Source organism: Microcoleus sp. Pol11C3, assembly GCF_036701485.1.
In the GTDB taxonomy this organism is placed as follows: Bacteria; Cyanobacteriota; Cyanobacteriia; order Cyanobacteriales; family Microcoleaceae; genus Microcoleus.
Genome location: NZ_JAUBQW010000002.1, coordinates 21,314 through 45,150, shown reverse-complemented (window position 1 = coordinate 45,150; position 23,837 = coordinate 21,314). Strand labels below are relative to the sequence as shown.

The following is a 23,837-nucleotide window of genomic DNA, read 5'->3' as shown; positions in this document are numbered from 1 at the left end:
TCATTGTCAGTAGTTATGAAAATTGTAAATTTTTGACAAAAAAGCTCTACAGGCTCTTATGTAGTTACACTACTCCTGTAGAGCCTAACTATTGAAAATTCGCAAAGTGCTACTATCTAGCGCCTTTGAGATACCTTTTTAGAGCCTCGGAGGATTACTAAAAAGTCATAGACTTCTGCTTTGACCTCCTCTGACTCAAACTCATTTCTGTCCAATGCAGTTTCTAATAAGTTCTGAACTTTTTCCAGCAACTCAAAGGGGTGGCGATTTCTCCCTCGAACTTTCTTTTTGTTTTCCAAAAAAGGTTTCCGGGAATAGGGAATAAATAGCAAAGGCCCTCCCTCACCAGAGCGTTTTGGCTTTGGCATTGTTAATGTCTCCTGTTTAGTTTTTACAGACTGGAAAGACTCACGGCTGCTGACTGCTAACAGCAGCAGAAGGGGGGCGTTATACCCCCACCCAAATAAAGTGACGCTAAAAACCGTTCTGTCTAGAGAACAAGAAGGGCTGCGATTACATATCTGTGTTCCTACTCGCGATCGTTGCTCACAGAGCCGCGAAGCTTTCCATTGCCTGAGTATAAACGATCTAAACAATTGTTGTCATCCTTGGTATACTGATATAGGGTATGGATAGGTAGAAAAAGCTTTACAATTTTTATTTAGAGCTTAAACCCCCTATTAGGGATTGAAAAAATTCACTGCGCTCCTAATGGCGTTCGTTCCTCTACCTTCTTACCTGACTTAACCCAAACCCCTATCAGGGCTTGACTTTCTACGCAATCCATATTTCATCCCCCTTGCTCTTGAGCCAGTGGGCCAGCGTATCCACCAACAGCGCCGATTGCCCAAAGGCTATAGAATAAGGTGCAGTCGCATCGTGGAAGCTGTACCCATCGCAAATGGGATAAATCTGAAAGTGCACCGGCAGTCGCAGGCGCGATCGCACTTCAGCCACCGGATAACGCAGCACATAACAAACCAATGCTTGCTTCTTCAAACGCTTGTTGATTTCCCCGATCCAATAATTCTCAGGTTGCAAAACCTCAATACCCGTTAAAACCTGAACCTTCCAAGCAGCAGCATTTTCCTCTAATTTTCCCGAATAAGTAAATTTCCAATTCAGTCTTTCCTCCCGATAACTACGCAACTTCAAAAAAGCAAGACAATGTTTAAATCGACCTTTGGCGATCGGTTGTCCAAGGCGTTCAGATGTCTCGTTCAACATTCGCATAAATGCAGTTTCCGTCATCGGTTCGATTTCCAAATTGCTCAAAATTCCTGGTAAATCGTAAGTTTTAAATTTGTCTGCCTCATGGAAATCGGTTAAATCGCAAATGCCACATTGGAGAGGACTAGAACCTCGAAAACTGCTAGCATCTTCAACTATTGGATTTCCTGTCTTATTACCAGATCGCTCTTGCCACTCTTTGCCCCACTGTTTAATATTACCTGCCACTTTCCCCAAGCTAGTTTTAAATACTTTTTGAGCAGCTTCCTGAAAAGCTTTCTGACTTGATGCGTACTGCTGTTTAATTGTCTTGTGCCCTAATTCCCAACAAATTTGAACTGACTGCACCGCACCCCACCGCGAATAATATCCCTCAAAATTGTTGATTTGGCGGTACTTTTCGCGAATTTGTTGATAGAAAAAAGGACGGTCATAAATCCCGTTCACTTCTAAAAGGGGATCGTCACCCGCAAACAAGCGTTCTACTAAGAAATTAGGGATGAGTGCTATGGCTGTGAAATTTTTAAACTGAATAAATTCTCCATTGTGATCGCAGCCATCGTGTCGCCCCAACCTTCCCAATCTTTGGATGAAGTTGCCCGCATCGGCGGATTCAAAAATTAGCAAATTGATTTTGAAGTCTACCCCGACATCAATGGTGCTAGTACCGAGAACTAAGTCTGACGAGAGCGATCGCTCTTTTTCCGTCTTTCCCGACAACCCGGTATTTTCGCCAACAATTAAACCGTGAGGCTCGAACAATTCCCGAAAAAATGGTGTCAGCCGCTTGACGGCAGCAATTGAATTCAGGATAATAGCTCCTTTACTCCCCGGATTGTTTTTAAAGTGAGTCAGGATGAGATTTGCACTGTCTTTAAGCCAAGTTTCAGAAGCTTTTGAAGTTGGTTCTAGGGAAATAAAAGTCAGCGTACTTTCCCTTAATATCTGCCGCCAGGAGTCTGTTTTCAACTGTTCTATTTCGGCGGGTCGATCGGGGAACAGATATTTGCCTGCTTTTAAAGGGTCGATAGTTTGACAGCGAAAACCTGCTGTTTCTAGTCTCTTAATTAATTGCTCGTCAGGAGTTGCTGACAGAAATACAAACTTTTTCCGGCGGTTTGTATTGCGAATTAATAACATGGTATTGATGACGCTGGCAATCTGGGGAGCCGCAAAAACATGAAATTCATCAAAAATGGATAGGTCAAAATCTTTGTCGATGCGACCCCACAGTTTATCGGGGCTATCTTCAGAGCTTAAATACGCTCCTCGGTGGAGATAGTGCAAGATATCAGGGTTAGTTAATAAAATCTCTGATTGACCTGTGCGAGATGCGATCGCGGCTGCTTTTCTCAATCCTTCATTTTCTGCATAGATTTCTAATTCCGAGCCGCTGAGTCGCACCACGCGGGGTTGATGTTTGGGCTGGAATTGTTCGATATAGTGCTTAAATTGAGTCTCCTGATCGCGCGCCAGTTCATTCGTAGGATACAGCCAGATTGCACAACAAAATATCTGCAATGTTTCTAAAGCAGCGGCTAAACTTTTACCGTCGCCGGTCATCGCGGTATTGATAATGACATCAATATTCGGATCGCGAATTGCTTTTAAAGTTTCGAGTTGATGCCAAGAAAGTGTCCAACCTTCCGGTAATTTGACTCCCTGGGGAATCTCCGCAGCGGGACAGGAGTAAACGGATTTGAGGGTAATTTGGTAATCGGACATATGCTGAATCTGTGTCCGTAGAAACTGGATATTTCCCATATTGACACCGACAATAGAGATAATCAAGCCTATACAATGAGAAAGTGTCCGTATATTTATGAGTCGCAAAGGTCAATCGATCACCCTATCGGTTTCTGAACGAGATAAAACTGAGTTGGAAGCCTTAGCCCAAGAATTCGGGAAGACGTGGGGCGATCGCCCGAACATATCCAAACTGATAGAAGCTATCGCCCGCCGCCAACTGACGATCGCCCCCAACCACGACTGGCCACAAACCCGCATCAAAGCCCTAGACATCGCCCGACAGCAATTGCTCGACTTGGGCAAAATTGATGAAGCGCTGGCAATTGCCCAATTGTTGAGCGATCGCAGCGAACTAACTCTCCCCTTCCGGGCTGAAATCGATCGGTTTTTGAGCAACCCCTTACCTATTTGGCGACAAAAAATCGACAATTTTCTTCACAGACAGCAACCCTTTCGCCTGTCTTACCGCGATGCAACCGATCGCCTTTGGCATTACACGATCTTGCACGCTCGGATTGTCCCCATTGAAAAGCGACAATATTTAATGTGCCGCTGCGAAGAATCTGAGGGAAATCAAGACGTACCGGGACTGGAACATAACTGGACGCTACTCCTCGATCGCATTGAAGATGCTGCGGTGATTTCGGTCGATCAACCTTGGCTGCCAGATTTAGCCCGGATTCCCGTAGAATTTCATCTATCCGGCAGACTTGCCTTTAACTACAGGCGAAAGCAGGAAGATGAGGAAGTCGGCGAACCTGAAGGCGATCCACCTATCAGGCGAGTGATTCGGAATATCTCCAATACTTTCTGGTTTTTTCGCGAAATCTCTCCTTATTGGGAAGATTGCAGGATTGTTGCGCCAGACAGCGTGCGCGATCGATTCCAACAAAAACTGATCGCCCTCTGCCGCCAGTACAACCTGGAAATCCGCGATTAAATCAAAAAAAAGCAGCCGGTAAAGGCTGCTTTGACAAAAAAACCGTTGTTGAGTTAGAGGAGAAAACTTTAAATCGAATTCAAATTACCGCTGTTTCCACTCCTGCCTGAGTTTCCACTATTTTCATCTACCGCTGACTCACCTTGCCTTCAGAACAAAACTTCAAATCCTGATTAGAATGCTGCTGAAAGTTCGTTGACTACTTTCACTCGGCCTCTGAGCACCGCCCGCAGCAAGCGGTTGACACAGCCTCTGTCTTCGTCATCCAGAGAGTCGTCGAAGGTGGCGGCCATCAAACCGTAGCGATCCGCAAGAGTCAAAACGCCTGTATCGGTTACAGAAGCGAGGATTTCAGAGATAGCGCCGGGGAGGAGTTGTACGGGGTGCATGGCAGTGCGGTTGAATTCGATATATTTATCATCTTCTGGTTTCCTCAAAAGATCGGTGATATTAATGAGGCCGCGAAGGTGATTGTCAGGGGTGAAAGCAAGTGATCCGAGTAGAGTAAATGTGTGATTTGGGTCACAGTGCCACAGGTGCGGCGGGTAATTCCATCTCACCCTAACCTTTGGGTAGGGCGTGGACTGACGGCGTTTAGCTAAAATGATCGTTAATCCCCCAACCAGTTTAATTTTTACCCCGGTACTGAAAATGCTTGATTTTCTCAATCCCATCTTGGGCCGATCGCCCGATCGCATCAAAGCCAATGTGGAAATCTATACTTGGCAAACCTGTCCCTACTGCATCCGCGCCAAAACTTTGCTGTGGTGGAAAGGCGTAAATTTCACGGAATACAAAATTGATGGCGACGAAGCCGCTAGAAAGGCAATGGCTGATCGGGCTAACGGACGCCGCAGCGTACCCCAAATTTTCATTAATAACCAACACGTAGGCGGCTGCGATGACATTCACAAACTTGATGCAGAAGGAGAGTTAGATTCGCTGCTAGCTCAACCAGCCGTTTAAACTGAGATATTGCACCATTCCCAAGAACAGGCAAGATGCCTGTTCCACAAAGAGTGAATTTTCTGCTTGTGGGGTGGGCATCTTGCCTACCCGCGACAGGCTTATTGACAAAAGTCCTGACTACAAATCTTTGGCAAATTTACTTAGATTATCTTGGCGCCATTTAGCATCGGCGCGCCTGTCTGTTTGCAATTCTAAGACGCGAATCCCGCTATTTGGCAGCCAATTTAATTTTTGTTTGAACTGTTCCCAATCCTCAATTACCTCGTGTTCCACGCCATAAGTTCCACACAACTGAGCAAAATTGATATCCTGCGGCGTGGCAAAAAACTCTTCAAAGGGCGGGTCAAATTTGGCAACTGGCAACATTTCAAAAATTCCGCCGCCGTTGTTATTAATTAATATGATTGTCAGATGACCAACAAATTTATTTTTAATTAAAAAACCGTTCGTATCGTGCAAAAGTGTTAAATCACCTGTTAGCATGATGCTGCTTTGATTGCGGTGAGCAACTCCCAAAGCTGTTGATAATGTGCCGTCTATGCCGTTAGCGCCACGATTGAAAAACGGTTTTATTTCTAAGTTGTTCGGCTTCCAGAAAAACTCTACATCTCGGACTGGCATACTGTTGGCAATAAATATCGGTGTTGCTGGCGGCAAAATTTGGGAAAGCAGCCAGGAAACTTTGGGTTCGATTATTTTGTTAATTGCTGATATTTTGTGGTCTATTGTTTCTCTGACTTGGATTTCGGTGTTGCGCCAAAGTTGGAGGTATTCGTTTGATGGCGAGGTTATAACCCCCCCTAACCCCGGGGGGACAAGAGTTGACTCGCCCTTGTTAAGGGGGGGGATTTGAGGGGAGATATTAGTGGTAGCAGTGGCTATATCCCCCCCTAACCCCCCCTTAGCAAGGGGGGGGACAAGAGTTGAGCCACCCTTAATAAGGGGGGGGACTTGAGTTAATATAGTTGCGAGATTAGTTGCGAGATTTTCTACGGAGGTTCGCAGGTGAATTGTTTTGCCGTGTAGCGGATCGAAGTTGTGGTGGCTGGGGTCGATTATATATCGTTTGGGTTGGGTTTTATCTAACCAGTTTCGCAATTCTTTGCTTGTGGGTAAGTCTCCGATTTGAATGGCAATTTCTGGGGTTAATTTATCTGCTAGTTCGCGGTTTCGCAGGATTAAATCGTAGGTGGAAATTAGATGGGGGTTTAGTTGGGCGTAGTTTCTGACTGGGGATAATCCTTCTGCTAAAACGGGCCAGTTTAAGGATTTGGAAATTTGGGCGATCGCACTACAGTATTTTTCGGCAAATTGAGGCTGTGCAACGCCTGCAATAATAATCCCTTTGCTGCACTTTTGCCACTGTTGCATTGTACTTTCTTCTCCCCCCCTTAACAAGGGGGGGCTGGGGGGGGTAGAGCTTTCTCCTCCGAAAATGGGTTCTAATCCTGCAAAGAAATCTTCGGGATTAAATTCTGTTTCTAAAGCTTCTACGGCTATGTCTGGAACGGGTACAAGCGGGTCGCGAAACGGGATGTTGAGGTGGACGGGGCCTGGTGTTGGAAATTGCGATCGCTCCCAAGCATACACGATCGTCTGGCGCAGATAGTCTAGCATTCCTATGGACGACGCAGAAGGTATCGCTAATTCGGCTTGCCAGTTCGGATAATTGCCGTATATTTTAACTTGGTCGATCGCTTGTCCGGCGTGACAGTCCCGCAGTTCCGGAGGTCGATCGGCGGTGAATATTAGGAGGGAAATTCGACTTTCTCTGGCTTCTATTATCGCAGGATAAAAGTTTGCGGCGGCGGTTCCCGATGTGCAAATTAGTGCGGTTGGTAAACCAGATTTTTTGGCAATTCCTAATGCAAAAAAGCTGGCTGAACGTTCGTCGAGTATGGGAATAGTTTCTATTTTGTTGTTCAGGGCAAAAGCTATTGTTAAGGGTGCCGATCGCGAACCGGGACAAATCACGGCTGTAGTTAATCCCAACCGCTGCAAAGTTTCTGCTAATACGGAAGCCCAGACGGTGTTTGTATTGCGAAAATCTATTGGCATTGCTAAATCTGAGTAGCTCAACTCTGTATTGTGCTACGATATTATACCCAAATAATTGTCAGGATACATTTTTATGATTCTTGAAGCGGTTGTGCTGAATGTCAAATCTGGCTGTGACGGTGATTTTGAGATAGCTTTTAGAGAAGCCTCCAGTCTGATAGCGTCTATAGATGGATATTTATCTCACGAACTTCATCGCTGCACAGAAGTTCAAGGAAAATATCTCTTATTGGTTAGATGGGAAAATTTAGAAGCTCATACAATTAGATTTAGGAGTTCTGTTCAATATCAAGAGTGGAAAAGAATGCTTCACCATTTTTACGATCCTTTTCCCATAGTAGAACATTTTGAGGAGGTAAAAATTAAACATTAACACAGACTGAATCAATTAGCCAGAAAACTCTACATTTTGCAAAGTAGCTCAATTAGACTAAAGCATTTAAAAGTGGTTGTAATTTGAGCTGAATTTCTGCTAGTTCTTTTTCCGGTTCGGAACCTGCCACAATACCATTACCAGCATAGAGTATAGCCCGATCGCCGTCGATTAATGCCGATCGAATCCCGACCGCGAATTCCCCATTGCCACGGGCATCGATCCAGCCGATGGGTGCTGCGTAGAGGGAGCGATCGCAGGTTTCGCAGCGGCGAATTTGTTCGAGGGCGATGTCTCTCGGAACGCCGGCTACCGCTGGGGTTGGATGCAGTTGAGCTAAAATCTTTAATAAATGAATATCGGCTGGAATTTGAGCTGTGATTGGTGTCCACAAATGCTGAATGTTTGATAGTTGCAGCAGTCTGGGAGTTGGGGAACAATTGGGGGTTATGCCTAGTTTAGAAAGGTGATGGACTATAAAATCAATCACAACTTGATGTTCTCGAATATCCTTCTCACTCTCTAGCAATCCCTGGGCTAGTTTCGCATCTTCTGCTTCACTTTTTCCCCTCGGTGCTGAACCTGCTAAAGCATCTGTTGATAACTGATTGTTGTGAATGCTAATTAAGCGTTCTGGACTAGCACCGATAAAATTTTGACCTTTGCCGTTACTGCTCGAAAAGACGTAGCAGCCTGGATAAGTGAGGCGCAAGTTATTTAAGGAATCTATTAAACTAAAAGGGGTTTGGGAAATGACATTTATTGCTTGGGACAAAACAATTTTACTGAAATATTGAGATTCAATCAATTTTAAAGCAGACTTTACTGATGTTTTAAATTGAGCGGAATCCTTCACAGGGATTTGTTTTAAAGATATCGAACTCTTGCTAGCTGTCGGATTTATTTTGTATTTCTGAGACTCAATTTTATCAAATTTTCGCCAAATTTTTTCGGTAACAATTTTAACATTTATATCTGTGTTTATGATGGCATTCGCGACAATTATACAGCTATCTTTGAGGCGAGTAATCTGCAATTTGGGTAAAAATATGGTGCCTGGTGGAAAATAAGAACTGGTGGCGACATTCTCATCGAAAAAAGCAAAGCTACAAAAAAAGTGCGGCCCGCTGAAGGGCAAGCGTTCTGTACCGATGGTAATTGTTCTGGCAAGACAAGATTGAATAAAATTTTGAGCGAGGGCAAATCGATCGCTTCCGGCTACTGTTAGATGGATTGCCGAATCTAGGGCGGCGATCGCAAAACTGTTGCCTGAAATCTGGTCTCTTTTTTCAAAGTAAAAATGCCGCTGGCAAGGTTCGGAAATCTCTTGAAGTACAACTAGCGGATCGACGGGGGCAATCTCCTGAGAAATACTAACTATCTTTGTTTGATCTTTTTCGGTTAAAGACTGCTGGCAATCTAACAGAAACTGATGCAGTTGATTGCGGTCTTGTAAAAGATTAGCGCGGTGCGGTATTACTGTCATGAAAGCGAGAATAGCAGATTTGTCAGAAAGAGTGCGGTTTTGTCCCGCTAGAACCCCTATTTCGATCTAAGCACGGGAGGGCGATCGCAAAACATGACCTTTGGAGTTTCCCGGAAAGTTTGGGCTCGCTTGGGGGAAAAAACAGACGATCCTCTTCGTTGGCGTAGCCCCCGTAGGGGCGGGCTTCGCCAACGCGCGATCAATCGAAACATTTAGACATAAAACTTTAAGATTGAGCGACTCAATCTCGACTCTCATGCGATCAACCCCGCAGAGGTTTGCAGAAGGGCATTACCGGGCATGCGATCGCCCGCAAAGCCTCTCAACGGATGCCCCCCGCGCACTCAAACAGATACAGAGTAGACTTTCTTCACCAATAAAATTGTAAAATTACTACGCTGTTATCACTTGAATCAAGTTTGTGTAATGACAACAAAGTTAATTGAACGTCCAAATAGTAAATTGTGGCTAGCGGCAATCAAGCCGCCCATGTACAGCGTTGCCGTTATTCCTATTTCAGTAGGAACTGCAATTGCTTTTGCCGAAACTAGAACGATTAATTCGCCCATTTTTTCGACATTTTTAATTTCAGCCATTTTGATTATAGCATGGCTGAATCTCAGCAATGATGTATTTGACTCAGAAACAGGCATCGATAAAAACAAAGCACATTCCCTAGTTAACTTAACCGGAAATAAAGCTTTAATTTTCTGGCTTGCCAATCTCTTTTTAGCAGTCGGAATGTCGGGAATCTGCGCCATAAGCTGGTGGCAAAAAGACCCAATAGTAATTTTGCTAGTAGTTTTATGCTGTGCTCTCGGCTACACTTATCAAGGGCCTCCGTTTCGTTTTGGCTATCAAGGTTTGGGTGAAATAATCTGCTTTTTCACCTTCGGGCCGCTAGCCTTCGCTGCTGCTTATTACAGTCAAACTCAAACTTGGTCTGCTACTAATTTTGCCGCTTCGGCAATCGTGGGAATTACTACGAGTATCATCTTATTTTGTTCTCATTTTCATCAAGTTGAGGACGATTTGGCGGCGGGAAAAAAATCGCCTATTGTTCGGCTGGGTACGAAAAAAGGTGCCCAGTTGTTGCAGTGGTTGTGCGGCAGCGTTTATGCTTTGACTGTGCTATTTGTGGCTTTGGGAATGTTCCCAATTTGGACGTTGTTAATTTTTGGGAGTTTGCCATTTGCGATCGACCTTTGCCGCCATGTCACAGACTATCACGACCAACCGGGAAAGGTCAGCAACTCTAAGTTTATCGCAGTTACGCTGCATTTTTCGAGCGGATTGCTGCTGGCGTTGGGCTTTGGTTTGTAGGTCGGGCGATCGAGAATTCCGGTAAAATTGAGGTATGGTTTGCTAAGTTGAGGGAGTTGGTGGAGTTGGGTGACTTCTCAAAATGTTGTTTAATTTAGCAATCCGTACCTCATATTGAATCGTATAATTGTATATGGACAAATTTAATAGTTATAATTTTCACTATTCCTTAACTGGCAACAAGAATCAGCCGACACTTTTATTTTTGCATGGATTCACGGGCAGCAGTCAAGACTTTAGCAGGGTCATTCCCTTACTTTCTAACAGTTATTGCTGCCTAGCAGTTGACCTTCCCGGTCATGGAGAAACCAGAGTAATCGGGGACGAAAGTTGCTACACTATGCCAAATACCGCCGAAGCATTGATTGAGTTATTAAATGATTTACAAATAGACAAATGTTTGTTGTTGGGCTATTCAATGGGCGGGCGACTGGCACTTTACATGACATTACATTTTCCAGAAAGATTCGAGAAAGTAGTGCTAGAGTCAGCTTCGCCAGGATTGAAAACAGAAAAAGAGCGATCGCACCGCCTGCAAGCCGATTCACAGTTAGCACAAAAGCTGGAAAATAGCAACATTAAAGATTTTTTATTCAACTGGTACGATCGCCCTTTATTCAAATCTTTAAAAAACTCTCCCAACTTCGACAAACTCATAGAAACCCGCTTAGCAAACAATCCCTTAGAGTTAGCCAAATCGCTCCGCAACATGGGAACCGGCAACCAGCCCTCTCTCTGGGAAAAACTGGCACAAAATCAAATCCCTCTCCTCTTGCTAGCGGGAGAATATGATGATAAATTTACAACTATAAATACCGAAATTGCCAGCTTGTGTCCTGCCGCCATTCTGGAAATTGTACCAAAAGCTGGTCATAATATCCATTTTGAAAATATCGATCACTTTGTCACAGTTGTGAGACACTTTTATAATTAACTACAAAACCAATGCTTTATCAATTCGAGTTTCGCCCTTATCAGCGAAAATTTAACCGCCCCTTGCGAACAAGTCACGGCATCTGGGATATTCGCTCAGGAATTATTCTGCGACTTGTGGGCGAAAATAATCAAATTGGTTGGGGAGAAATTGCGCCTTTGAGTTGGTTTGGTTCCGAAAGTTTTGAGCAAGCTTTAGATTTTTGTCAGCAGTTGCCAGGTACTATTTCATCAGAGATGATTTTTGCTATTTCCGGTGAATTGCCTGCTTGTCAATTTGGCTTTGAGTCAGCACTATCAAACTTGTCAAACTCGTTCGTAGTCTCTGCTGGGGAACGCATATTAGGAGGAAGAGTTTCTGTTTTACACGCGGCAGAGCCGCTAGAAAAGCATTCCCAGGCAGAGCCTGGGAACGAGGAGAAGAGGCTGAGTCAGTACAGCGGTTTATTGCCAGCAGGTGAAACAGCTTTGCAGGCTTGGCAAGTGCTTTGGTTAGAGGGATATCGCACGTTTAAATGGAAAATTGGCGTTGCTGCAATTGAGGAAGAATTAAAGATTTTTCAGCAGCTAATTAAGGCAATGCACAATTTGTGCGATCGACAATCGGCATTTTTGCGGTTAGATGCCAACGGGGGACTCAATTACTCGCAGGCTAAAACATGGCTGGAAGCTTGCGACAAGGTAAAAGCCACTCCCGATTTTTCCCCAGAGATTGAATTTTTGGAACAGCCGTTGCCCGTAACACAGTTTCAGGAAATGGTAGAATTGAATGCTATTTATGCAACTACGATCGCCCTTGATGAATCTGCAGCCAACCTCGATCGCATCCAAGAATGCTACAGCCAAGGCTGGCGGGGCATTTTCGTCATTAAACCTGCGATATGCGGTTCTCCATCCCAACTGCGAAAATTTTGTCAAACTCACAATATAGACGCTGTTTTCTCATCAGTATTTGAAACCGAAATCGGCAGACAAGCAGGATTAAATTTAGCAACAGAATTGTCTTTAAATAAGAGAGCACTCGGTTTCGGCACCGATTGCTGGTTCGATGACAATCATTCGATTTTAGATTTTAGATTTTAGATTTTAGATTACTCGCACAACTCAATCAAGCGGGTTAGGTAATTGTTTTGAATCGAGAAAGTTGGTGAAAGCATCTATGGCAATAAATCTAACAGTAAATATTCTTGATCTCGTGGCTAGCTTGCCCGATAATTGGCTCATCGGTTGTGACAGTCGCGAATTTGCCCGAATTGTCGATCGGCTATTTCAAGAAATCACCCAAAATCCCGCACAAAAAACACCCCCAAAAATTTGCCTCGCAGAACCCGAACCCGTGCAATTTCTGGCCAGTTTCACCGCCGCCCGCGCAGCCAAATGCCCGATTTTTCTCTGCAATCCCAACTGGGTAAAACAAGAATGGCAACAAGTCTTTGATTTAGTCAAACCAGACATAATTTTGGGACAATACCCGCTTCCCAAAAATCCCCATATCCCAGTCCGCGAAGGCGGACTTCGTTTGTATAGCCGCGAATTCCATTCGCCGGAATTCCATTCGCCGACTAAAAACGGTTTTGATACGATCATGATTCCCACCGGCGGTTCTTCAGGAAAAATCCGTTTTGCCATCCACACTTGGGAAACACTAACGGCATCAGTACAAGGTTTTCAACAATATTTTCAAGTTGACAAAATAAACTCATTCTGCGTTTTGCCATTATATCATGTCAGCGGTTTAATGCAATTTATGCGTTCCTTTACTACCGGAGGAAAACTGGCAATTGGGTCTTTCAAAGCACTGGAAATAGGCGAAAAATGCGACATAGAACCAGAAGAATTTTTTATTTCTTTAGTTCCAACTCAACTGCAACGGCTGCTGCAAAACCCAGATACAGCTAATTGGCTGGGACGGTTTCGTGCTGTACTTTTGGGCGGTGCTCCGGCTTGGCCGGAACTTTTAGAAACAGCTAGAAACTATCAAATCAAATTAGCACCCAGTTACGGCATGACCGAAACGGCCTCGCAAATTGCTACACTCAAACCCGAAGATTTTCTCGCGGGCAATAACACTTCGGGTCAAACTTTACCCCATGCTACAATAACTATTCGCAGTGCCAATGGCGATATTTTGTGCGAGAATCAAATCGGAAATATTGCGGTAAATGCTAAATCTTTGGCGTTGGGTTATTATCCTGAAAATTTTGGCGCTCGCCAATACTTCCAATTAGACGATTTGGGATTTTTTGATAAAAATAACTACTTAAATATCGTCGGACGCAGCAGTGACAAAATTATCACAGGCGGAGAAAATGTATTTCCGGCGGAAGTTGAAGCCGTTGTGCGAGCGACTAATTTAGTTGCGGATATTGCTGTAATTGGCTTGCCAGACAAAGATTGGGGTCAAGTCGTTACGGCTATCTACGTTCCCGCTAATTCCGAAGTTACGGTCAAAAATCTGCAAGCGGCAATAGAAGATAAGTTGAGCAAGTTTAAGCGACCGAAATATTGGGTAATCGTCGCAAAATTGCCGCGCAATTCTCAAGGCAAAGTCAATCGAGAACAATTGCAAAAAATTGCGATCGAATATCAATAATTATTAGACGATCGCAATCAATGCAGAAGGCAGAATTTCTCATGCTTATTTCCGACTCTTAACAACAGTCAACAGTCAACAGTCAACAGTCAACTGACTAATTATGACAAACCTAATAGCCTTCTCGTTCTCTCTGCTTCTTGTCTTTGAACGTCCATAAACTTCAACATTCGGTAAAGTACCTCTATTTGGGGCAACTTAATACCTGCTTGCTGGGCCACCCGTATCGGATTACCAAAAATCGCCTCAACTTCCAGGGGCCGCGATTCATCATAATCGATTTTCATGCTGGTGCGGTAAGGCTTCATTTTCTCAGTGTATTCGAGCATATCTGGGATAAAGTCATCGGGAATAATGCGATCGCAACTTTTGGCGGCCGCTATCACTTCCCCCATGATTTCCTTAACTAAAATCAGAGTATCGGGATTAGCCATCAGTTCGTCAGTTCTCGCATCCAAAACTACAGACATCCCGTTATAAGGAATATTCCAAACCAGCTTTTTCCACCTTGACAATAGCAAATCTTCGCTCATTTTAATAGGAATATGAGCACGTTTAAAATCCTTAGCAATTTGGTGCAATCTATCAGTAACACCAATTGCTTTGTAGTCCTGGGCATATTCTCCCAGGGTTATAGTGCCGTAATCTAGGTGGCAGATGTGACCGGGCCCAACTTTATAAGAGCAGAGAAAACACAGCCCGCCAACCACTCGTTCTGCACCAACAATTTTAGCTACTTCCGGTTCGGCATTCAATCCGTTTTGCAATACTAAAACCGCCCCGTTATCCTTTAATAAAGGAGGCAAAATTTGGGGCAAAAAGTGATTTTGAGTTGTTTTCAGCGCTAGAATTACTACGTCGCACTGAGGCATTTTGTGCGCGTCGTGGTAGGCGCGGACTTGGGGGAGGGTGAAGTCGCCTTCGGGAGACTCGACAATCAAACCGTGTTTTTTGACGTGATCATAATCGCTGCGTAGCAAAAAATTGACTTCTAAACCTGCTTGTTGCAGTCTAGCACCGTAGAATCCGCCTAAAGCTCCCGTGCCCACAATGGCATAATTGCGATTTGACATAATATCAAAAAGTCAGAAATAATATAAACAAAACAGAAATTTGACTGTCATACCCTGCTATTATTTAAAGATAGAACTAATCGGAAATCTCAATCTCAAATTTCCTCATCCACTGCATCAAGTTTTCAGATAGCTGTTTTCGATTTCGGCTAACTGCATCGATGCAGACTTGCTTAGTAAGAGCTTTAGCAGCGCTTTTTCCTGCAACTTCGCCAGAAAATACTTGATAGGCAATTTCAAATTCATCGCCAGTAACTTGTTTGGGCGTCAATTGAATCGTCAACCGATCGCCCGCAAACATTGGGCGATAAAAATCTACACTAGCATGAATTATGGGAAAGGCAACCTCGGGATTGCTGAAAAATGCTTTGAGATTGATTCCTGATGCTGCTAGAGATGCCTCGTAAGCTTCGTGGCACATCGCCAAAACGTTAGCAAAGTAAACGACTCCAGCAGCATCGGTATCTTGAAAGCGAACAGTACGGGTGTAAGTGAAAGGCATTTGAGGTAGTAGGTGGCGATCGCAAATTGGATCGCAATTTTACCAACTATCATATCCCTCGACCCGCTCTTTTGGAGAAGTTATCAGGTAAGTAAGTAGGCACTAATTTTTTCTCTTGTAAAACTCGCCCTCCTCACTCCTCCCCCTTCTTTCTTAACCTTTGTTCTTAATCAACATCACGTCTATAATCTTGAGGGCAGTATCTTCGGAAAGCCCCAATGCACTGTAAAGATCGTTCAAAAGTTGTTCTTCTTCTTCTGAAACCTCGCCATCTGCTAAAGCGATATCAGTTGTGACAGCAAAAACTGTTTCTTTAAGTTCGTCGGGAAGCGTTGCCAAAGCTGCATTAAACAGTACCTCAACTCCTTGCCGTTGCAGAATCATCAGCAGGCGTTCGAGCATTTTTCTCATCACGTCATCGGGATAGCTGCGGAACAGTTGCATCCGAGATAGCGTCATGCTAATCGCTTTACTTTCGCTGTCATTGATGTAACCGTCGGCTGCTACGGCAATTAGCGCGATCGCCGCAAATGATTCGGCAGGCCCTAATCTTACGTCCGTTTCTTGGCGAGTCTGCGATACTTTATCAAATAAACCCATGATATTTTCCTCATTATTTAGTGGTAGATCTATGGAGTCAGGATGGGTTCTGGCTCTGGAGGTTTCTTTGGGGATTTTGATAATTATATCAAATGTTGTTAGTTATTTATTATCAATAAAATTAGGAAAAACTTAAGAATTTTTATTTCGCCCTTCGGCGCTACAATGGCGGGTTTATTCAGATCCTGAATAGCCTTCCCATATTTCAGGTAAAACCCGCCCTCCCAGCGCAGACGATCTACTTGTGAAAAAGGGCTAAATCTGCTTTCAGGAAATCAACAAACTGCCGTGCAGTCCTGCCCGATCGCCCGTTGCGACGAGTTGCCCATTCTTTAGCTCGGTGTTCCAAATCCTCAGCAGCGAGTTTGATTCCAGCAAGTTCTGCCAGATGTCGGACAATTGTTAAATAAGTGTTTTGATCTGCCGGTTCAAAAGTTAAAGTCAAGCCAAATCGATCGCTAAATGAAAGTTTTTCCTGCACAGTATCCCAAGCGTGAACTTCGTCTCCATCGCGCGGGCGAGGCCTGTCGTCAAAAAACTCTCGAATTAAATGCCTGCGGTTAGATGTTGCGTAAACTACCACATTTTGAGAGCGAGCTGTTACATTTCCTTCCAAAACAACTTTCAGAGCTTTAAAAGCATCGTCATCTTCTTCAAAGGAAAGGTCGTCTACAAAAATAATAAACTTTTGAGGAACTCCCCGCAACTGCTCGACAATTAGTGGCAAATCTTGCAAATCCGATTTAGATACTTCAATCAAGCGCAGATTGCGAGATCCAAATTCATTTAACAGCGACTTAACCAAAGAAGACTTGCCGGAACCGCGGCTGCCGTACAGCAAGACGTGCAAAGCCGGATAACCTGCCAGCAAAAACTCAGTATTTTTCACCAGAGCATCCCGCTGCCAATCGCAGCAAACCAACTCTTTCAAAGTTATGTGATCGGGATGCGGAATACTCGCCAACTGCCCTCCCCGCCACCCAAAAGCGCGATACTCGGCAAACAAACCTGTGCCAAACTGTCGGTAATAAGCTGCCAAAGATTCCGCAGCGCTAGACCATTTTTCCAGTTTTTCGTGCAGGGGCAAATCGCCATTTTCTTTGACACTTTCTGAATGCCAAATCGGAGGCACTGCGTCAAGTTGACCCGCTACCCGCACCCACTTGCTCAACTGTTCGCTGCTGCATTCGTAAATATGTTGCAGCACTTCTAAATCATGTTGCGCTGCTTCCACCAACGCGGGGGGCAAACTTGCAAAATCTGTTTGCTGTGCTCGGCGAGAAAAAGGATTTTCGTCTTTGAGAATTTCAGAAATCAGAGAATCTTTCCAGCTTAAATTTTTAGCAGCCTGAACTTTGAACCAGTTCCCGTAAGCTACCTGACATTCCAAACCGCTGACTTCGCTGTGGTGAAGGGCTTGCAGCAAATCGAGAAAAGCTTGACCCGCAGGGCTTTTGAGAACTGATTGATACAGCAGCAGGGATGCTGCTTGGCGCTGGATGTAACGGATTTGGGCGATCGCACCAGAAGTTAGGGCTGACATAATGGCAATTGTATAACAGTTAGATATCCTGACTGAGTTTAATAAATTTTCTAACAATTCGTGACACTAATTGCCGCCCGCGCTGTATAAATTTAGATGCAAAGAGTGAAATCGGGAGGATTAAAAATGAATTTAGGTACAGCAGCGGCGATCGGCTACGGCATTCTAACACTGGTTGGCGGCATCATGGGTTACATCAAGGCCAAAAGCCAAGCCTCGCTCATTTCGGGCTTGATTAGCGGTTCGCTGCTAATTTTTGCCGGCACCGCCCAGCTTATGGGACAAAGTTGGGGTTTAACATTAGCAGCAGCCATCTCCGCTGTTTTAGTAATAGTGTTTATTGTGCGCCTTGTTAAAACTCAAAAATTCATGCCGGCAGGAATGCTAATTTTAGCTAGCTTAGCGTCTTTGGGCGCGATCGTTTACGAAATCAGCGGTCAATATCAATAATCTGTTGACTGTTGACTGTTGACTGTTGACTGTTTTTAGTGGTCAGTGGTTATTTGTTAATTGTTAGTTGTTGGTTATAATAACCAATAACTACTAACCAATAACCAATAACTACTAACCAATAACTAATGACTAATGACTGCATCAATATACTGCTGAACTTCCCTCAGTTGCTGCCGCTGGCATTCGATCCAATCTTTTTCCGCTGCTCGCTGTTGGGCTGTCTCTTGCTGATACCGCGCCTGCTTCTCTAAAAAATTATTGTAGAATTTAATGGCTTTTTCAACTGTTTGAATTGCTAGTTTCATGCGCTCCTCAAAAACTGTGATTATCACACCATCCAGGATTAACCCAATCACTTTACTGGACTCTTCAAAATCGACCAAACTGATTCCCATATTGCTTTTATGAACCAGAGTTTCTACAGGTTCTTTCAGCGTTTCTTTAAAACTATTCATATAAGAATCAGGCAAATATTTCAGTGGTTCCGTAAACTTCGATACAATCTCACCGCCTATTGATTGTAGTCGCTCTCTAAATTTAGACTGACTGTTTAGGTCGAAGCATTCAATACACAATTCAATTTTTTCTATATCAATAGATTGTAATTCTTTAAAAATTAAACTTAGTTCATTCTCCATAATTAAACTCACTCGCTCGGCTTGGGCCTCAACTTCATTCCGCAACTCTTTGTGCAAATTATCTTTTTCAAAAAAACCAATAGTATCTCTTTGAAAGACTTGAGGGTTTTTATCCCACAAAAACCACTGATTTTTTAACTTATTCGCCTTGTCGTTCCAAGATTTGCGAACTTTAGCAACAGCATCATATTTGCCCTGTTTTCCTAAACTGCGAATTCTCACATCGCATCCGCTTAGTTCGCCAATTTGCTCCCAGACATCAACAGGAGATGCTCCAGCAATTCTCGGCTTGCTATTCCAGACATCCTCAGCCTGAGATACATCTTTGAAACATACCTGAAGTAGACCCTTGAGTCTGATGGCAGATTGCTTAATTTCGTCTATACAAGGTTCCACATCTAAACTGAGTTGCGTAGCTGACTGTTTAATCTCCACGGATTGATATTCGTCTGCCAACAATCGATCGCTAAACAGGGTAATAGCCTGGAATGCCTTGAGATACTCATTCATTTCCTTTCATCTCTCGTTTCCCTAAACAGCATACAATACAGAACATCTGCCTTTTTGAATGGAAACTGAGTCACCACATGGATTATATATTCACCCCTGCAACTCAGGCGCGACTCAATAGTGGCAACCTTGTACAGCCTGCTGCCAAAACAGGAAAATTGCTCCCGGCAGCTAGAGATCCGGTGACAGGGGAGTTTGTGGAGCTTGCAAAAATCTTTTATCAATCAAGAAGTGAAACTATAGCCGATCGCGGAGTTATAGGATTGCTCGCACAGTTAGCCGGAGGTGGCCCCATACAGCCCCTGGTAGCTCCCGTGTACGTGACACTGGCGCCGTTGCAGGTTGCTCAAACTCATCAGGGGTTTCAAAAAATATACAGAATGCTTAACTGTCTGAAAATTAATTTGGCAGTTATGCAAGCGACTGCTGCTGTCATTGGTATTGGCGCTGTATCGAGCACAGTTTTGTCAGCAGTAAACCTCAACCAAGTATTAAAAATCCGAGAAGAGGCAAAGCACCAAAAGCTAAAAATTAAAGACGGATTTATTGATCTCAGACACATCCTCAAAGATAGAGGAGTAGAGGTGATCCAGCAGATTTTTAAGGTGGCTCACGACTCAAGTTTTGAAATGCACCGCCAGAAACTGGTTAACGGTTATGAGATTTTTTCTAAAGCTATCAAACGCTGTCAGTCAGCCCTGACAGTGCCAGATATTAAACTTCGGAATTCCGAAATTAATAGCGGGCGGGATATGCTGTTTAAGGCTTTAAAAATTTATGATAATCCTAGTTTGTTGGAGGGGCTGTGTTCTGCAGGACAGCTCAGGCAAATGGAATGTGTTTGGGCGATCGAGCAGGCGATCGGCGTCACGTTTCACTTGCAGCGGGCCTACGATATGGTGAGCGATCGCCTGCTGGAACTCCAATCAAAAATTAGTCAAAATATTCTAACTGTTGTTAAAAAATGTCAATCGGAACCAGAACTAGATTTTTTATTTCCCGAAGTTACTAGGATTCTCGGTCATGATTTAAGTGTAATAGAATTTTGGCAAAATGAGGTTGATTGGATGGAAACTTTGTCTCCAAAAGAGCTGCACCAGTTAGCTAGTTTAGATAAACTCACTGGCGATAGTTTAAAAAGCAGCGTGTACACTACATTTGCGGTATTAGCTGCGGAACCTTCACTTTATGAAAGTTTAAAGCAAAAGTCTCACTTTCTATCCTTGCGCGACCAGTTAACCTTCGCTGTGTCGCCGGAAATCCGCCGGAGATACGAATTTTATATCAGTCAGCAGGCGATCGCTACCGGCTATCAAGCTTTAGCTGCCTCGAATTGGCAAGAAATATCCGATTTAACTGTGGCTAACCTCTACTACTTTTTTCAAATCCGAGAGAACTCAACTGAAAATTATCCAACTGAGGACGAATTAGAAACGCCTTATTGGCACTTTCCCCCAAGCTTAAAAAACGAGCTGAATTACAGCAATTAAATGACAGGGGACTAATTACCTCAGCCACAACTTAATAGTATTGTCTTTAGAACCGCTAGCAATAGTTTTTCCATCGGGACTAAAAGTCACCACATAAACCTCATCCGTATGTCCCGTCAAAGTATTCAGCAATTCTCCGGTAGCAAAATCCCAAATTTTAATAGTTTTATCCTTGCTTCCGCTCGCAATAAACTTGCCGTCCGGGCTGATAGCAACCGAGACAATATCGTCTGAATGTCCCTTGATCGAGCGTATTAAATCTCCTGTTTCGAGATTCCAGATTTTAATAGTTTCATCGTAGGAACCGCTAACAATTGTCTTACCGTCCGGGCTAACAGCAACCGACCTCACCGCGTCGCCGTGTCCCTCAATAGTTTTGAGCAACGCCCCTGTTGCGACATCAACAATTGTAATTTTTTTATCCTTAGAAGCGCTAACCAAACGTTTTCCATCTGGAGTGAAAGCAACAGAATAAACAAAATCTGTATGGTCTGGCAAATTGTAAATCAAACGACCAGTTGCTGCATCCGAAATCTTTGTGGTTTTGTCTCCGCTGCCACTAGCCACAAGCTGTCCGTCGGGGCTGAGAGCGACAGACCAAACAGAAGCAGTGTGGTCGAGACTGCGAATCACTTGCCCTGTTTTCAAATCCCACAGCATGACTCGCCAAAAACCGGTTCCAGTCGCCAGTTTCGTACCCTTTGAGTCAAAAGCAACCGACCAAATAGTGGAGGAATCTCCTGGAAAAGTGCGGATCGACTTGCCTGTAGCTAAATCCCAAATTTGGATGGTTTTGTCTTTAGAACCGCTGGCTAACATTAAGCCGTCTGGACTGAAAGCAACAGACCCAACGGCATCTGAATGCTGAGCGAAATTTTTGACTTTGGCGTTCTTCCACTGCAAGCCTGCTTGGCACTGTTTCTGTAAGTCCTGAGCGGACGCATAGCTGCTGTTCGTGTTGGCAATTGTTGGTATTTGGCTGATGCAGTCTTCATAATTGCTGGCTTTATAAAGAGCTTCAATTTGATTGAACTGTTGGGATTCTTGCTGGGCTCGCTGCTGCCATTCTTGCAACTTGAGATATCCGTAAATTCCGCCGATCGCAGCTAAGATAGCCGCAATTGTTGCTCCGGCGAGATAAGGATTGAATTTGCGAGTTTCTTTGGGGACAAGCGTTGCGGTCGGGGCGATCCTCTCCGAGGGCTGCGCTAACGACAAATCGGTTTTTCCGTTTAGATTTACCTGCGGGGATACCACCGGACTTGCCTGCAATTCGAGTTGAGGGGCGCTGCTCGCTGGTGGCGGATTGGGGTTGCGGTGTCCCTCCAAAACTGTGGATATCGCCTTGTACAATTTAGCAAATAAAGATTTAGGAATGACTAATTCTTCGATTTTCGCGGCATCTTCGTCGGTAAGCCCTAAAACTTGCTGCAAGCGTTTTAATTCGTCGCGAGTTTCCAAAGAAAAGGGATATTCTTGCTGCATTGCTTCTTGCAGTGATTGTTCGTAGCGTTCGCCTTTTTCCCTGTATTTGCGGTAAGGGTTCAATACCTCATCTTCGATCGCCTCTGCTTCTTCTGGCAGCAATTCCAAACTGACGCGCAGTTCATCTAATATTCTACGACCGACGACTGTAATGTCACCGCGGCTGCTGCTGCGCCGATCGACTTCTTCGCGATATATTGTCAGCTTGGGAATCCGCGCCCGAGAGCGATCGCCAATTTTCCTCAAATCGGCTAAAGCTTCCGCCGCCGACTGGTACCTCTCCCGAAAATCGTAGCGCACCATATTGTCCAAAACATCGGCCAGCGCTTGGGAACACGTGGCTAAATGCCGCCAAACAATTTCGCCTTTATTAGAATTTTTCAAATCCCGAAGTTTCGGCAAATCGTAAGCCGGCAAACCCGTCATTGCTTGGATACCAATCATTCCCAAAGCGTAGATATCGCTGTTGAGTTGCGGGTTGTATTGAAATTGTTCGATCGGCATATATTCCAGCGTGCCAATCCGCACAGTTACCGGCGCTTGTCTTTGAGCGATGTGAATTTCTTTCACCGAGCCAAAGTCGATTAAAACTAACTTGTTGTCTGAATAGCGGCGGATTAAATTTGCCGGTTTAATATCTCGGTGAATTACCCCCTGTCCGTGTACAAACACTAAAATTTCTAACAGTTCCTTCAGCAAAGGAATCATTTTTTCTTCGCTTAGAGGCTTGCCCGGTACAATCTCGGTTGATAGCGAGTGACCGGCAACAAAGGATTCAACTAAGAAAAATTCTTCATTTTCTTCAAAATAAGCGAATAGCTGAGGAATTTGGTCGTGTTGACCTAGCTTTTCTAGAACTTCTGCTTCTTTTTGAAAAAGACGGCGCGTAGTATTAATTAATTTCGGTTCGGTGGTACCAGGACGCAGGTGTTTGACAAAGCACTGCGGTTCTCCCGGACGGCGAATATCTTTGGCAAGATATGTTTGTCCAAATTCTCCTGTTTCTATGACTTCAATGATTTGATAGCGTCCATCTAAAAGTTGGCTCACCATGATAATAACGCAGCCTTTTTTTGGTTGATTTTCGCAAGAAACAGTTGCACTGTTGAGTCAGTTGTATAGCCTTTTTCAGGTAAATTAGGTGTTCCTGGGCATTGGCAAAACAGGGCATTGGGCATTGGCAAAACAGGGCATTGGGTATTCGGAATAGTTGTTTCTTTCCTGCTTCTTTCTCTCCTTATTCCGACTTCCATCGGACGACTTCCCTCTTCCTTCTTTCCTTCTGACTTCTTTCCTTCTGACTTCTGACTTCTGACTTCTGACTGAGATATTGCCCCATTCTCAATTACTTGTTTAGGAACAGGCAAGATGCCTGTTCCACAAGAAAACTCATTCTTTGTGGAACGGGCATCTTGCCCGTTCTTGACAATGGTGCAACATCTCAGTTCTGACATACTTTATTTTTTCAACATCTGCAAAGCTTGATATCCCAAAAAGAAAAAACCCAAAGCGCCGAGTACCGCTATCGTGTTCGCAAACACATCGACTGTAAAAAATTCGCCCATTGCAATCTCCTCTGACAACTGATATCTATCCTCGGCTTTTCGGTCGCTGACTGGGTGAGGGGTCTTACCCCTCGCTGCGGGCGAGCCGAAAGATGCTCACAAATTATAGCAAAAGAGGCGGTCAAAATAACTTTTCGGGCGATCGACTAGCTTTTTGTTTTAATATTTTTTAATATTTAGAGAGACAAATTGTGCACAAAAATTTTGAGGTCAGTTCACTTTGATATTGTTAACCCTGCTAATTTTTTCTCTGATAGTAAGTAGAGCTTACACGAAGAATTTGCGCCGATCGGTCAAAAATGCGCCTCGAACCGACAAAATTTC

The 23,837-nt window shown here is 44.1% G+C and carries 21 protein-coding genes; 9 read left to right on the top strand and 12 right to left on the bottom strand.

The genetic code is table 11. The features are described 5' to 3' along the window. Positions 1-116: 116 nt before the first annotated feature. Both QUA40_RS00975 and cas3 read right to left on the bottom strand, forming a co-directional pair. Positions 117-368 carry a hypothetical protein gene (locus QUA40_RS00975; RefSeq protein ID WP_333121054.1) on the bottom strand — a complete coding sequence of 84 codons (252 nt, stop codon included), beginning with the start codon at positions 366-368 and terminating at the stop codon, positions 117-119. Between the two features lie 406 nt (positions 369-774). Next, positions 775-2,955, bottom strand: coding sequence for a type I-D CRISPR-associated helicase Cas3' (gene cas3 / locus QUA40_RS00970; RefSeq protein ID WP_333121052.1), 2,181 nt, complete (start codon positions 2,953-2,955; stop codon positions 775-777). 97 nt (positions 2,956-3,052) lie between these two features. Between cas3 and QUA40_RS00965 the strand changes: the two genes are divergently transcribed. Next, positions 3,053-3,919: a WYL domain-containing protein gene (locus QUA40_RS00965; RefSeq protein ID WP_333121050.1), complete on the top strand. Its 867-nt coding sequence runs from the start codon at positions 3,053-3,055 to the stop codon at positions 3,917-3,919. 173 nt (positions 3,920-4,092) lie between these two features. Here QUA40_RS00965 and QUA40_RS00960 read toward each other — a convergent pair whose 3' ends face one another. Continuing rightward, positions 4,093-4,308, bottom strand: a complete 216-nt coding sequence (locus QUA40_RS00960) for a hypothetical protein (protein ID WP_333121190.1) — start codon at positions 4,306-4,308, stop codon at positions 4,093-4,095. 262 nt (positions 4,309-4,570) lie between these two features. On the opposite strand from QUA40_RS00960, the gene grxC reads away from it, so the two are divergent. Continuing rightward, a complete protein-coding gene (grxC, locus tag QUA40_RS00955) occupies positions 4,571-4,885 on the top strand; it encodes a glutaredoxin 3 (protein WP_333121048.1) in 315 nt (104 codons plus the stop codon). Positions 4,886-5,005: 120 nt separating this feature from the next. Here the strand turns inward: grxC and menD are convergent, their stop codons facing one another. Further along, entirely contained in the window at positions 5,006-6,946 is a 1,941-nt protein-coding gene (menD, locus tag QUA40_RS00950; RefSeq protein WP_333121046.1) for a 2-succinyl-5-enolpyruvyl-6-hydroxy-3-cyclohexene-1-carboxylic-acid synthase, read from the bottom strand. 73 nt (positions 6,947-7,019) lie between these two features. On the opposite strand from menD, the gene QUA40_RS00945 reads away from it, so the two are divergent. After that, positions 7,020-7,319, top strand: coding sequence for an antibiotic biosynthesis monooxygenase (locus tag QUA40_RS00945; RefSeq protein ID WP_333121044.1), 300 nt, complete (start codon positions 7,020-7,022; stop codon positions 7,317-7,319). Positions 7,320-7,371: 52 nt separating this feature from the next. Here the strand turns inward: QUA40_RS00945 and QUA40_RS00940 are convergent, their stop codons facing one another. Continuing rightward, complete coding sequence (locus QUA40_RS00940; RefSeq protein ID WP_333121043.1) at positions 7,372-8,805, bottom strand: isochorismate synthase; 1,434 nt, start codon at positions 8,803-8,805, stop codon at positions 7,372-7,374. 426 nt (positions 8,806-9,231) lie between these two features. Between QUA40_RS00940 and menA the strand changes: the two genes are divergently transcribed. From menA to QUA40_RS00920, 4 genes are all read left to right on the top strand, one after another. Beyond that, complete coding sequence (menA, locus tag QUA40_RS00935; RefSeq protein ID WP_333121041.1) at positions 9,232-10,128, top strand: 2-carboxy-1,4-naphthoquinone phytyltransferase; 897 nt, start codon at positions 9,232-9,234, stop codon at positions 10,126-10,128. 133 nt (positions 10,129-10,261) lie between these two features. Beyond that, positions 10,262-11,062, top strand: a complete 801-nt coding sequence (menH, locus tag QUA40_RS00930; protein ID WP_333121040.1) for a 2-succinyl-6-hydroxy-2,4-cyclohexadiene-1-carboxylate synthase — start codon at positions 10,262-10,264, stop codon at positions 11,060-11,062. Positions 11,063-11,073: 11 nt separating this feature from the next. Beyond that, the gene (locus QUA40_RS00925) at positions 11,074-12,144 is read left to right on the top strand and encodes an o-succinylbenzoate synthase (RefSeq protein ID WP_333121038.1); all 1,071 of its coding nucleotides are present in this window, start codon (positions 11,074-11,076) and stop codon (positions 12,142-12,144) included. A gap of 76 nt (positions 12,145-12,220) precedes the next feature. After that, positions 12,221-13,654, top strand: coding sequence for a 2-succinylbenzoate--CoA ligase (locus QUA40_RS00920; RefSeq protein ID WP_333121037.1), 1,434 nt, complete (start codon positions 12,221-12,223; stop codon positions 13,652-13,654). A 101-nt stretch (positions 13,655-13,755) separates the two neighbouring features. Here the strand turns inward: QUA40_RS00920 and QUA40_RS00915 are convergent, their stop codons facing one another. The 4 genes from QUA40_RS00915 to QUA40_RS00900 all read right to left on the bottom strand — a co-directional run bounded on the left by QUA40_RS00915 (position 13,756) and on the right by QUA40_RS00900 (position 17,372). Continuing rightward, positions 13,756-14,727: a putative 2-dehydropantoate 2-reductase gene (locus tag QUA40_RS00915; RefSeq protein ID WP_333121035.1), complete on the bottom strand. Its 972-nt coding sequence runs from the start codon at positions 14,725-14,727 to the stop codon at positions 13,756-13,758. Positions 14,728-14,803: 76 nt separating this feature from the next. Next, a complete protein-coding gene (locus QUA40_RS00910) occupies positions 14,804-15,229 on the bottom strand; it encodes a thioesterase family protein (RefSeq protein ID WP_333121033.1) in 426 nt (141 codons plus the stop codon). Positions 15,230-15,382: 153 nt separating this feature from the next. Next, complete coding sequence (locus tag QUA40_RS00905; protein WP_333121031.1) at positions 15,383-15,829, bottom strand: tellurite resistance TerB family protein; 447 nt, start codon at positions 15,827-15,829, stop codon at positions 15,383-15,385. Positions 15,830-16,067: 238 nt separating this feature from the next. Continuing rightward, positions 16,068-17,372 carry an ATP-binding protein gene (locus tag QUA40_RS00900; RefSeq protein WP_333121029.1) on the bottom strand — a complete coding sequence of 435 codons (1,305 nt, stop codon included), beginning with the start codon at positions 17,370-17,372 and terminating at the stop codon, positions 16,068-16,070. Between the two features lie 126 nt (positions 17,373-17,498). Between QUA40_RS00900 and QUA40_RS00895 the strand changes: the two genes are divergently transcribed. Continuing rightward, positions 17,499-17,822: a TMEM14 family protein gene (locus tag QUA40_RS00895; protein WP_190735279.1), complete on the top strand. Its 324-nt coding sequence runs from the start codon at positions 17,499-17,501 to the stop codon at positions 17,820-17,822. Positions 17,823-17,947: 125 nt separating this feature from the next. Here QUA40_RS00895 and QUA40_RS00890 read toward each other — a convergent pair whose 3' ends face one another. Continuing rightward, entirely contained in the window at positions 17,948-18,973 is a 1,026-nt protein-coding gene (locus QUA40_RS00890) for a hypothetical protein (RefSeq protein ID WP_333121027.1), read from the bottom strand. Positions 18,974-19,050: 77 nt separating this feature from the next. Here QUA40_RS00890 and QUA40_RS00885 point away from each other — a divergent pair, with 77 nt between their 5' ends. Beyond that, positions 19,051-20,463: a hypothetical protein gene (locus tag QUA40_RS00885; RefSeq protein WP_333121025.1), complete on the top strand. Its 1,413-nt coding sequence runs from the start codon at positions 19,051-19,053 to the stop codon at positions 20,461-20,463. 15 nt (positions 20,464-20,478) lie between these two features. On the opposite strand, the gene QUA40_RS00880 is transcribed toward QUA40_RS00885, so the two are convergent. Further along, positions 20,479-23,001, bottom strand: a complete 2,523-nt coding sequence (locus QUA40_RS00880; protein WP_333121023.1) for a protein kinase domain-containing protein — start codon at positions 22,999-23,001, stop codon at positions 20,479-20,481. Next, a complete protein-coding gene (locus QUA40_RS00875; RefSeq protein WP_333121021.1) occupies positions 22,995-23,402 on the bottom strand; it encodes a hypothetical protein in 408 nt (135 codons plus the stop codon). Before QUA40_RS00875 ends, QUA40_RS00880 begins: the two co-directional genes overlap by 7 nt. Positions 23,403-23,837 lie beyond the last annotated feature (435 nt).

Coding starts and splice junctions, on each gene's coding strand:
- QUA40_RS00975 (WP_333121054.1), bottom strand. CDS start 368: ATGCCAAAGCCAAAACGCTCTGGTGAGGGAGGGCCTTTGCTATTTATT.
- cas3 (WP_333121052.1), bottom strand. CDS start 2,955: ATGTCCGATTACCAAATTACCCTCAAATCCGTTTACTCCTGTCCCGCT.
- QUA40_RS00965 (WP_333121050.1), top strand. CDS start 3,053: ATGAGTCGCAAAGGTCAATCGATCACCCTATCGGTTTCTGAACGAGAT.
- QUA40_RS00960 (WP_333121190.1), bottom strand. CDS start 4,308: ATGCACCCCGTACAACTCCTCCCCGGCGCTATCTCTGAAATCCTCGCT.
- grxC (WP_333121048.1), top strand. CDS start 4,571: ATGCTTGATTTTCTCAATCCCATCTTGGGCCGATCGCCCGATCGCATC.
- menD (WP_333121046.1), bottom strand. CDS start 6,946: ATGCCAATAGATTTTCGCAATACAAACACCGTCTGGGCTTCCGTATTA.
- QUA40_RS00945 (WP_333121044.1), top strand. CDS start 7,020: ATGATTCTTGAAGCGGTTGTGCTGAATGTCAAATCTGGCTGTGACGGT.
- QUA40_RS00940 (WP_333121043.1), bottom strand. CDS start 8,805: ATGACAGTAATACCGCACCGCGCTAATCTTTTACAAGACCGCAATCAA.
- menA (WP_333121041.1), top strand. CDS start 9,232: ATGACAACAAAGTTAATTGAACGTCCAAATAGTAAATTGTGGCTAGCG.
- menH (WP_333121040.1), top strand. CDS start 10,262: ATGGACAAATTTAATAGTTATAATTTTCACTATTCCTTAACTGGCAAC.
- QUA40_RS00925 (WP_333121038.1), top strand. CDS start 11,074: ATGCTTTATCAATTCGAGTTTCGCCCTTATCAGCGAAAATTTAACCGC.
- QUA40_RS00920 (WP_333121037.1), top strand. CDS start 12,221: ATGGCAATAAATCTAACAGTAAATATTCTTGATCTCGTGGCTAGCTTG.
- QUA40_RS00915 (WP_333121035.1), bottom strand. CDS start 14,727: ATGTCAAATCGCAATTATGCCATTGTGGGCACGGGAGCTTTAGGCGGA.
- QUA40_RS00910 (WP_333121033.1), bottom strand. CDS start 15,229: ATGCCTTTCACTTACACCCGTACTGTTCGCTTTCAAGATACCGATGCT.
- QUA40_RS00905 (WP_333121031.1), bottom strand. CDS start 15,829: ATGGGTTTATTTGATAAAGTATCGCAGACTCGCCAAGAAACGGACGTA.
- QUA40_RS00900 (WP_333121029.1), bottom strand. CDS start 17,372: ATGTCAGCCCTAACTTCTGGTGCGATCGCCCAAATCCGTTACATCCAG.
- QUA40_RS00895 (WP_190735279.1), top strand. CDS start 17,499: ATGAATTTAGGTACAGCAGCGGCGATCGGCTACGGCATTCTAACACTG.
- QUA40_RS00890 (WP_333121027.1), bottom strand. CDS start 18,973: ATGAATGAGTATCTCAAGGCATTCCAGGCTATTACCCTGTTTAGCGAT.
- QUA40_RS00885 (WP_333121025.1), top strand. CDS start 19,051: ATGGATTATATATTCACCCCTGCAACTCAGGCGCGACTCAATAGTGGC.
- QUA40_RS00880 (WP_333121023.1), bottom strand. CDS start 23,001: ATGGTGAGCCAACTTTTAGATGGACGCTATCAAATCATTGAAGTCATA.
- QUA40_RS00875 (WP_333121021.1), bottom strand. CDS start 23,402: ATGTCAGAACTGAGATGTTGCACCATTGTCAAGAACGGGCAAGATGCC.